This window comes from Sporosarcina ureae, assembly GCF_029267015.1.
Taxonomy (GTDB): domain Bacteria; phylum Bacillota; class Bacilli; order Bacillales_A; family Planococcaceae; genus Sporosarcina; species Sporosarcina ureae_D.
Genome location: NZ_JARIEA010000002.1, coordinates 1 through 2,443 on the forward strand (window position 1 = coordinate 1; position 2,443 = coordinate 2,443).

The window sequence follows — 2,443 nt, forward strand, 5'->3', positions numbered from 1 at the left end:
TTCTGCCAGCGAATCATATCGCGGAGAGTCTTATGTGTGTCTACATCATCTAAATTCGTATAGCGTTTTCGTATCATCATGTATCACCCAGTTGTTTACTAATATAGTCGAGTAATTTCTTTGCGACCGAGAAGTCATGCGTTTGATAAAGAGATCGTGCACCGACAGGATCCTCTATTTCATTCAACAACCAACCGCCTTCAGTTGGAAGTATGAAATCAATACCGATATAATCGCTTGAAATTGCCTGGGAAATCTTTTGGACTTGTTTCGTTTGAGAATCGTTCAAAGTAAACTTTTCGATTGTACCGCCTAATGTGTAATTAGATTTGAATGAATCCTTTGCACCTGTTCGTTTCACAGCTCCAAGAACTTCTTTGCCGAGTATAAATACACGTACGTCAGTTGCATTGGATTCAATGAAGGGCTGCACGATTAGCTCGTCAGAATTAAACTGATTCACCACATCTTCAACTTGTTGCGTTGACTCGCATAAAAACACTTCACTTCCACCATGACCTCCACGAGTTTTCAATATGAAGGGTAATAGTGGAAGTCGATCCGCTCTGAATGTGGGAACTGCTGGAATACCAAGCAAAGTTGCGAGCTCAAATGTACGCAATTTATCATTGGCGATCTTTTGCACACTCGCACGGTTGAACATGCGATAGCCGGCTTGCTCTAATTTTAAAGACAAATCAGGATGACGGTCGCGGAATAAAATGAAATTGAGCGGTTCTATAGGCGGCTTTGTTATCAGTTTTAATTCAATACCAATGTTATTCGCTTCTTTCAATAAGTCTTCGATAAACGCATGATTTCGTTTTGCTTCCTCATCATTATAGTAGACGGCGCCTTTCATTTAATCTTCTCCAATATGTACGCGATCATCGCATCAGCTACGTTGATGCCAGTAACGTTCAAGAGATTACGAATATGTGCCGCGCCATTGACTTCGCAGACTAAAGGCTGTTCATCCGGACCGAATAACAGATCGACGCCCGCGAATTCAGCACCCACTGCTTTTGCAGCTTCCATCGCAAGGGTTTCCTGTACGGTCGTCAATTCTACAACTTCAGCCACACCGCCGTTCGTAATATTCGCTCGGAAATCTGTCTCCGAGTGACGATACATAGCTGCAATGATCTGATCGCCAACGATATTGACGCGGAGATCCCGTCCTCGACTGCTTTCAATAAATTCCTGGAATACATAATCGACACCGCGTAGTTCATGAACTTTCTCGTCAAACGCATCTTTTGTCTCAATCAAATAGACTTTCATACCGAATGAACCATGACCTTCTTTAATAATCATCGGCAAGCCAAGCGTCTCAAGAACATGCTCGTAATACCCACTATCTGCAATCGTGAAATTCGGATAGACTTTCGGTGCGATAATCGTCTTAGGCATCGCAACACCATGCTTCGCTAACTCCAAATACTGCTTCGCTTTATTATCACATGTCTCAATGACTTCAGGATCATTGAAGACGGGAATACCCGCATTTTTCAAATGTGTCGCAAGCAATGTATCTTTATCAAGAAACACAACGAAATCAGGTGCATTTGCAATGTGGTTCTCCACATCCATAAGTACTTCATAATTTTTCAAGATTTTCGCTGTCACACCTGCACGTTCTGCCGCTTCTTGCACAAGTCGTGCCTGATCCTCGAATTTATCACTCGTCAAACTACCATTATAAATAACCCAACAACTTTTCAATCGGGACGCCACCTTTGCTATACTGTATATAACTTAATTTTAGCACAGGAGGCATTTCTTTGATTCCAAAACTTGACGAATATAAAGAACAATTTGAATTTATGAGTGATGATTCAATTAAACCAGGGTTAGACGCGATAGAAGAGGCATTGGCATGTGTATTGAATCCCGAGAAAGGGCTACGGATTATTCATGTGGCAGGTACGAACGGTAAAGGTTCAACGATTGCGGTCATGGAAGCGGTCCTGCAAGCACATGGATTTGAAACGGGCGTATTTTCTTCACCGGCCATACTGGATGTACATGATCAGATTCGCATTAATGGAAAACCGATTACACAAGAAGAGCTCGAGTATGTGTTTGAGGAAATGGAAGCAGCAGGATTGAGTGGCATGCTGACGGACTTTGAATTATTGACAGTGGCCGCTTTTTGGCGTTTCGTAACGCAGGACCTGACTACGTGTTGCTTGAAACAGGCATGGGCGGAAGACTCGACAGCACGAATGTCGTGACGCCTCTAGTATCGGTCATCACGTCAATTGCACTCGACCATACGGGATTTCTTGGAGACAGCGTAAAGAAAATTGCAGCACACAAAGCGGGCATCATTAAACCATATATTCCTGTAGTCATAGGGGAGTTGCCAGAAGACGCGAAAGAAGTTGTGCTGGCAGAAGTGAAGAAGTGTAAAAGTTTGGTGCGGTCATATGGAGAAGAA

At 43.0% G+C, this 2,443-nt stretch carries 3 protein-coding genes and 1 pseudogene; 2 read left to right on the top strand and 2 right to left on the bottom strand.

Annotation, left to right across the window (positions count from 1 at the left end; all coding sequences use genetic code 11):
• Positions 1 to 76: 76 nt before the first annotated feature.
• Both Q7P97_RS00380 and Q7P97_RS00385 read right to left on the bottom strand, forming a co-directional pair.
• Positions 77 to 862 (bottom strand): ATP-grasp domain-containing protein, encoded by a 786-nt coding sequence (locus Q7P97_RS00380; RefSeq protein WP_303964918.1) that lies wholly within the window; start codon positions 860 to 862, stop codon positions 77 to 79.
• Positions 859 to 1,725, bottom strand: coding sequence for an ATP-grasp domain-containing protein (locus Q7P97_RS00385; RefSeq protein WP_303964921.1), 867 nt, complete (start codon positions 1,723 to 1,725; stop codon positions 859 to 861). The genes Q7P97_RS00380 and Q7P97_RS00385 overlap by 4 nt, the downstream gene beginning before the upstream one ends.
• Positions 1,726 to 1,784: 59 nt before the next feature.
• Between Q7P97_RS00385 and Q7P97_RS00390 the strand changes: the two genes are divergently transcribed.
• Positions 1,785 to 2,237, top strand: coding sequence for a folylpolyglutamate synthase/dihydrofolate synthase family protein (locus Q7P97_RS00390; RefSeq protein WP_303964924.1), 453 nt, complete (start codon positions 1,785 to 1,787; stop codon positions 2,235 to 2,237).
• Positions 2,186 to 2,443 (top strand): annotated as a pseudogene (locus tag Q7P97_RS00395) (bifunctional folylpolyglutamate synthase/dihydrofolate synthase); the annotation flags it as partial. The gene Q7P97_RS00390 and the pseudogene Q7P97_RS00395, both read left to right, overlap by 52 nt.

Bases quoted from the DNA above. Each gene is read 5' to 3' on its own strand.
- Q7P97_RS00380 (WP_303964918.1), bottom strand. From the start codon at position 862: ATGAAAGGCGCCGTCTACTATAATGATGAGGAAGCAAAACGAAATCAT.